A 6,623-nucleotide genomic window follows, 5' to 3' on the forward strand; every position below is an offset into this window, starting at 1 on the left:
TTGCGTCTCTACTTCTAAGAACGCGCTTCAGTTGCGCTAGCCTACTTCAATGGTATACGCCGCCGAAAACACCTGCCCAGGTTCCAGGGTCAGAATGCCTTCTTTCTCGCTGAGTTCGCCGGGCTCGCCGGCGGGGCTGGCGATGCCGTGCCAGGGCTCGACGCACACGAAGCTGGCGCCGGGCCCCTTGGTCCAGAGGCCGAGGTAGGGAAACCCGTCGAACTGGAAGCGGACGAAATGCGACGACTTGCGCGAGCGCAGCGTAATGCGCGTAAAATCGTAGTGCTTGAACACCAGCGCGTCGTCGGCAAACAGGTCGTAGCGGAGCGGCAGCTCTTGCGCGTCGTTGAGCACGGGCGCGGTTTGGCCCGTGAGCAAGCCGCCCTTCAGCAAGTGGCGCTCCAGGGTGACGGGGTGGTCGAAGGCGAAATAGTAGTCTTCGAACGCCTCGCCGGGCAGCAGGGGGCAGCGCACGGCCGGGTGGGCCCCAATGCTGAACAGCAGCGGCTGGTCGGCGGCCGGGTTGTGCACGTCCCAGCGCACGGTGAGCAGCGCTTCTTGTAGCGTGTAGGTAATGGTGAGCTCGAAGGCGAAGGGAAACACCGCGCGGGTGGTTTCGTCGTGCGTGAGGCGGAAAACCAGCTCAGTCTCGCTTTGGCTGGTGACGGCAAATTCCTGGTCGCGCGCAAAGCCGTGCTGCGGCAGCTTGTAGTCGTGGCCTTCGTAGTAATACTCGTCGTTGGGCAGGCGGCCCACCAGCGGGAACAGCACCGGGGCGTGCCGGGCCCACACGGCGGGGTCGCCGGGCCACATGTATTCGAGGTCGTTGTCGGTGGTAACCAGGCTGGTGAGCTCGGCGCCGTGGGCGGCAAACGTGGCGCGGCAGCGGGGCGTGGTCAGGGTGTAGTGCGTGGGCATGGTTTGGTAGGACATGGTTTGGTAGGACATGGTTTCCTCTTCAACTACTGCTAATTGCTCAAGGGGTTGCTCGGGCGGGGCGGCATTGCGCAGCAGCTCGTCCACCAAAAAGCGCGCGTGCTCGAAGCGGCGGTCGCCGTCGCCGGAGACTTCGGCGAAGTTGGACATCTGCTCGCGCAATTCGCGCTGGTACAGGTTGTAAAAGTGCTGCCGCAAAAAGGGGTGCTCGCGCAAGGGGTCGGGCTCCCAGGGCAGGTCGACGCCCATGAGCAGGACCAGGTCGTAGCGCTGCTCGGCAATGCATTTCTGAATCCACTCGGGGCAGGCGCCAAACGAGTGCTCGGCCCAGATTTTTATCACCAGCAAGTCGCTGTCGAAAAACACCACGCGGTGCGCACGAGCTTCGGCCTCGGCCTCGGCGGCCAGTTGGCCCAGGGCTATTTTCTCGAGGTCTTCGGCCGTGTAATGAGGTCCGGTAAGAGCGAGGTATTCGCGGGCGTACTCGGGGGCAAATGAGGTGCCGTAATGCGCCGCCAGCTGGGCAGCCAACGTCGATTTGCCCGTTGATTCGGGGCCAGTCAGGGAAACACGCAGCAACTTTGAAGGGGGTGGAACGAGCGGGTGAGGGAAATGATGAGGGAGCCGGCAAGTCATTATTTGGGTGGAATAATGCGGGTGTCTTGCTGTTGCTAAGCCAACAAAGGTGGCACAATTCGCCACATTCAACATGAATTTTCAAGGATTATCCGACTGATACTGAAGTACTTCGGCTTTCAATGGTCGCACTTTGGGCCCGCAACTCGCGGCGCCACTGCCAGTAGCCGTAGGCGGCCAGGCCCAAATACAGGGCGTATAGCAGGCTGGTGGGGTACAGCTCTTTGAACCACAGCACCGGCACGTAGATAATGTCGACCAGTATCCAAATCAGCCAGTTTTCGAGGCGCTTGCGGGTGAGCAGGTACTGGGCCACGATGCTGCCGGCCGTGGTGAAGCTGTCGAGGTAGGGCAGCGACGCGTCGGTGTGGTGGCGCAGGTAGTAGCCGAAGCCGACGGTGTAGGCCACGGCAAACAGCGCCCCGAGCAGCCACTCGCGGCCAGTAGTTTGGCTCACGCCTAGCTCGGTGCGGCCGCGCCCGCCGTACAGCCACTCGTACCAGCCGTATAAGCTGAGAGCAATGAACAGGAACTGCAGGTTGCGGTCGGAGTAGAGCTGGGCGCGATGGTAGATGAGAACGTATAACGCGCAGCTGACCAGCGCTACTGGGAAGTTCCAAAGCGACTCGCGGGCCGCCAGCCACACACAGGCAAAGCCCGTAGCCACGGCCACCCACTCCAGCAGCGTGGTGGTGCGCAGGAACTGCGCGAACGCCGCGGAAATATCTAGCAACAGAAAAGCAAGCACAAGACAACGGAAAGGAGGAGCCGCAAGTTAGGCGCCGTCGAGCCTATTTTTGCCCCTCCCACCCCCTCGCCATGGAAAGCCCCACCCTCGAAATAACCCCCGAAGAGCTGCACCAGCGCTTGCAAGCCGGCGAAGACCTGCAGCTGGTGGACGTGCGCGAAGAAATGGAATTCGAGTACGGCCACCTGCCCGGCAGCCTGCTGCTGCCCCTGGGCGAACTGCCGCGCCGCGCCCACGAAATCAGGGCCGAGGGGCCGGTAGTGCTCATTTGCCACCACGGGGTACGCTCGGCGCAGGCGCTGGGGTACTTGCGCCACCGCCTGGGCCTCACCAACCTGCTAAACCTGCGCGGCGGAGTGGACGCCTGGACCGACCAAGTAGACTCAACGTTTCCGCGCTACTGATTCGCCGGCTGGTATTTCTGGGCAGCAACCATCGTTTGGGGCTGACGTTTGTTCTACAACCGTCCCCTCACTCCTGCTGCCCATGCCCGACTCTCCACTGGCCACTCAACTCCTGACCCCGCCCGGCTCTCCCACGCTGACCGACCGCCTGGCCCTGCGCGAGCGCCCGGTGGGCACGCCGCTGCTGCGGCAGGAATGGAGCGACCTGTTGTTTATGCACTGGCCGGTGCCGGCGGCGCTGTTGCAGCCCTACCTGCCGCCGCGCCTGACCATTGACACCCACGACGGCATGGCGTGGCTGGCAGTGGTGCCGTTTCGCATGTCGAAGGTGCGCACGCGGGTGAGCCCGCCGGTGCCGGGCGCCGATGAGTTTCTGGAGCTGAACGTACGCACCTACGTGCACCTCGACGGCGTGCCCGGCGTGTGGTTTTTCTCGCTTGACGCCACCAACGCCCTAGCCGTGTGGACGGCGCGCACGTTTTTCCACCTTCCCTACCTGCGTGCCAACATGCGCATGGAAAGCCCCAGCGCCCAGCTGCGCCAGTTTACCGCCAAGCGCACCCACGCCCGTACCCCGGCGGCGCAGTTCCGCGCCACCTGGAACATTGGCGCCCCGCTGCCGCCCGCCGAGCCCGGCTCGCTGACCTTTTTTCTCACCGAGCGCTACTGCCTCTACGCCAACAACAAGGACCAAACCAAACTGTATCGGGGCCGGGTGGCGCACGCGCCCTGGCCGCTGAGTTCGGTCCAAGTGTTGCACTACGAGTCCTCGTTGGTGGAAAGCCACGGCCTGCCCACGCCCGCCGGGGCGCCGGTGCTGCACGCTGGCGGGCCGGTGAGCGTGGAGCTGTGGCCCATGCAACGGGTGTAATTTTGGGCAGTGAACCCTGCCTTCGTCTTACCGCCGCTGCCCGATTTGCCCATCATCGCGGCGCTGCCCGCTTTGCGGGCGGCGCTGGCGGCCAACAGCCGCGTGGTGCTGGAAGCGCCGCCCGGCGCCGGCAAAACCACCGTGGTACCGCTGGAGCTACTGGCCGCTGAGTGGCGCAACCCGGCTGACAAAATCCTGGTGCTGGAGCCCCGCCAGCTAGCGGTGCGCGGGGCCGCGGCCCGGCTGGCGCAGCTGCTGGGCGAGCCCGTGGGCCGCACCATCGGCTACCGGGTGCGGCTCGACAGCAAAGTGAGCAAGGAAACCCGCGTAGAAGTCATCACTGAGGGTATTCTGACCCGCATGATTCAGGACGACCCGGCGCTGGAAGGCGTGGCCGCGGTGGTGTTCGATGAATTCCACGAGCGCAGCCTGAATGCCGACTTGGGCCTGGCCCTGGCCTTGGATGCGCAAGCCGTGCTCCGGCCGGAGTTGCGCATTCTCATCATGAGCGCCACGCTGGAGGCGCAGCGTCTGGGGCAGTGGCTGCCTGCGCCCGTGGTGTCGTCGGCCGGCTTTTTGTTTCCAATCGAAACGCATTACCTCGACCCGCGGCGGGCTTCGGCGCTGCCCAACAAACCCGCCGAGCGGCTGTCGGAGCTAGTACCTGCCCAGGTGCGTCAGGCCCTAAACACACACGCCGAAGGTGACGTCCTGGTGTTCCTGCCCGGCGTGGGCGACTTGCAACGCAGTGCCCGCAAGCTCACCGAAGCGCTGCCCGACCACGTGGACCTGCACCTGTTGCACGGCGAGCTTCCGCTCGAAACGCAGGACGCGGCCCTGCGTCCCAGCCGGGCCGGGCGGCGCAAGGTCATTCTGGCCACCAGCATTGCCGAAACCAGCCTCACCATCGAAGGCGTGCGGGTAGTAATTGACGGCGGGTTTGCGCGGGTGCCGCGCTTTGTGCCCCGCACCGGGTTCACCACCCTCGAAACCGTGCCCGTGGCCCGCGCCGCCGCCGACCAGCGCCGGGGCCGCGCCGGCCGCCTGGCTCCCGGCACCTGCTACCGCCTCTGGACCGAGGCCGAGCACCACAACTTACCCGCCCACCGGCCGCCTGAAATTCATACCGCCGACCTGAGCAGCTTGGTGCTGGAACTAGCCCTGTGGGGAGCAGCCGACCCCAGCAGCCTGCGCTGGCTCGATGTTCCGCCCGCCGCTGCTTTTGCCCAAGCGAGGGAGCTGTTGCTCCGACTGGGGGCGCTGGACGGGGATGTTTCGCCTTCTGCTTCGCTTAATGAAGAATTAGGAATGAAGAACGAAGAATTGGCAGGTCTGCTTAATTCCTCATTCCCCATTCCTCATTCTTCGTTCAAATTAAAGCCCACTCCCCACGGCCGGCAGCTGGCGACGCTAGGCCTGCCGCCGCGCCTAGGCCATGTGGTGGTGCGCGGCCAAGAGTTGGGCCACGGTGCTGCTGCTGCCAACCTGGCGGCGCTGCTGGCCGAACGCGATTTACTACGCTGGGCCTCCCCCACCGACACCCGCCCGGCCCCGCCCGACCTGCGCCTGCGCCTCGAAGCGCTGGCCAGCGGCCGGCCGCCGCTGCCGGGCCTAGCGTTGCACCACGCCACCTTGCAGCGGGTGCGCGAGTTAGCCCGCAACTTGATGAATCGGCTGGGCAAAACCGTCCATTCACCCACTCACCCATTCGCTCATTCACCCATTGGCCTACTCACCGCCCTGGCCTACCCCGACCGGCTGGCCCAGCGCGAAAGCCACGACCGATTGCGCCTCGTCACGGGCCAGCGCGTCAGCCTCAATACTACTGAGGTGGACCCACAGGCGACTTTTTTCGCCGTGGCGCATTTGACGGGCACTGCTTCGGCGCCGCGGGCTACGCTGGCCGCGCCGCTGACGCCAGAGGAGCTGGAATTAGAGTTTGCCGACCAAATCACGACCACCAATGAGGTGCGCTACGATGCCGCGGCTCAGCGGGTAATTGGGCGGCGGGTGCGCCGGCTTGGGGCGCTGCTGCTGGCCGAAACCGTCATTGGCCAGCCCGACTCTGAGCTGGTTGCCCAGGCCCTGCTGGCCTACCTGCAAGAGGCTGGGGTAAATAAACTAAACTGGACGCCCGGCGCCCGGCAGTTGCAGCAGCGGCTGGAGTTTCTGCGGCAACATTTCCCCCAAGCGGAAGCAGCAGACGCCACGGCCGAACACTGGCCTGCTTTCGACGACAACACCCTGGCGCGGGAATTACCGGTGTGGCTCGGCCCGCACCTCACCGGCCTCAAAACCCTGGCCGACGTGCAGCGCCTCAACCTGACCGGGCCCTTGCTGGCGCGCCTCCCCGGCGGCTGGAACCAGCGCCAGACCCTGGACCGCCTCGCGCCGGCCGAGCTGGAAGTGCCCAGTGGCTCGCACATCACCTTGGACTACAGCGACGCCGCTGCACCCGTACTGGCCGTGAAGCTGCAAGAGCTGTTCGGCCTGACCGAAACGCCCACAATAGCCGGCGGACGCGTGCCGCTGCTGCTGCATCTGCTCTCGCCGGGCGGCCGGCCCGCGCAGGTCACCCGCGACTTGCGCAGCTTTTGGGAACGCGGCTACTTCGACGTACGCAAGGACTTGAAAGGCCGCTACCCCAAACACCCCTGGCCCGACAAACCCATGGAGCACATCCCCACCAAGCTCACCAAGAAACGGCTGGGACAGTGACGCCTGCGGCTTAATGAGAAATAAAAGAATGAGGAGTGAAGCATTGATACCGGCGGTGCTGGCGCGCGTCTGTGACGAGTGCCGACTGACTTCGAGCCTCTGGCTCGCCGCCTGAACGAGGCCAGCACGACTCCAAAACGGCGCGGCTGGGGGCGTTGAAAACGCCCGTCTAGGGTGTACGGACAATTATCTTTGTGTTCGTGAGTAATCTGGATGAAATCAGTGACCGTGCGTGGGCGGCTTTGGCCCCGCATCTCTCCGGAAAAGCCGGCGATGTGGGCCGCACAGGCGCGGATAACCGGCTCTTTCT

At 64.8% G+C, this 6,623-nt stretch carries 5 protein-coding genes; 3 read left to right on the forward strand and 2 right to left on the reverse strand.

Annotated elements, in window-relative coordinates; translation table 11 throughout:
• Nucleotides 1-36: 36 nt before the first annotated feature.
• Nucleotides 37-1,515, reverse strand: a complete 1,479-nt coding sequence (locus VF629_RS18770) for an AAA family ATPase (protein ID WP_331060037.1) — start codon at nucleotides 1,513-1,515, stop codon at nucleotides 37-39.
• A gap of 145 nt (nucleotides 1,516-1,660) precedes the next feature.
• The gene (gene pnuC / locus VF629_RS18775) at nucleotides 1,661-2,320 is read right to left on the reverse strand and encodes a nicotinamide riboside transporter PnuC (protein ID WP_331060038.1); all 660 of its coding nucleotides are present in this window, start codon (nucleotides 2,318-2,320) and stop codon (nucleotides 1,661-1,663) included.
• 71 nt (nucleotides 2,321-2,391) lie between these two features.
• On the opposite strand from pnuC, the gene VF629_RS18780 reads away from it, so the two are divergent.
• The 3 genes from VF629_RS18780 (at nucleotide 2,392) to hrpB (ending at nucleotide 6,313) form a co-directional block, all read left to right on the forward strand.
• Complete coding sequence (locus VF629_RS18780) at nucleotides 2,392-2,724, forward strand: rhodanese-like domain-containing protein (protein WP_331060039.1); 333 nt, start codon at nucleotides 2,392-2,394, stop codon at nucleotides 2,722-2,724.
• Between the two features lie 82 nt (nucleotides 2,725-2,806).
• A complete protein-coding gene (locus VF629_RS18785) occupies nucleotides 2,807-3,595 on the forward strand; it encodes a DUF2071 domain-containing protein (RefSeq protein WP_331060040.1) in 789 nt (262 codons plus the stop codon).
• Nucleotides 3,596-3,604: 9 nt separating this feature from the next.
• Nucleotides 3,605-6,313, forward strand: coding sequence for an ATP-dependent helicase HrpB (gene hrpB / locus VF629_RS18790; RefSeq protein WP_331060041.1), 2,709 nt, complete (start codon nucleotides 3,605-3,607; stop codon nucleotides 6,311-6,313).
• Nucleotides 6,314-6,623: the final 310 nt, after the last annotated feature.

It is taken from the genome of Hymenobacter sp., assembly GCF_036388155.1.
GTDB lineage: Bacteria > Bacteroidota > Bacteroidia > Cytophagales > Hymenobacteraceae > Hymenobacter.

Bases quoted from the DNA above. Each gene is read 5' to 3' on its own strand.
- VF629_RS18785 (WP_331060040.1), top strand. From the start codon at position 2,807: ATGCCCGACTCTCCACTGGCCACTCAACTCCTGACCCCGCCCGGCTCT.
- VF629_RS18780 (WP_331060039.1), top strand. From the start codon at position 2,392: ATGGAAAGCCCCACCCTCGAAATAACCCCCGAAGAGCTGCACCAGCGC.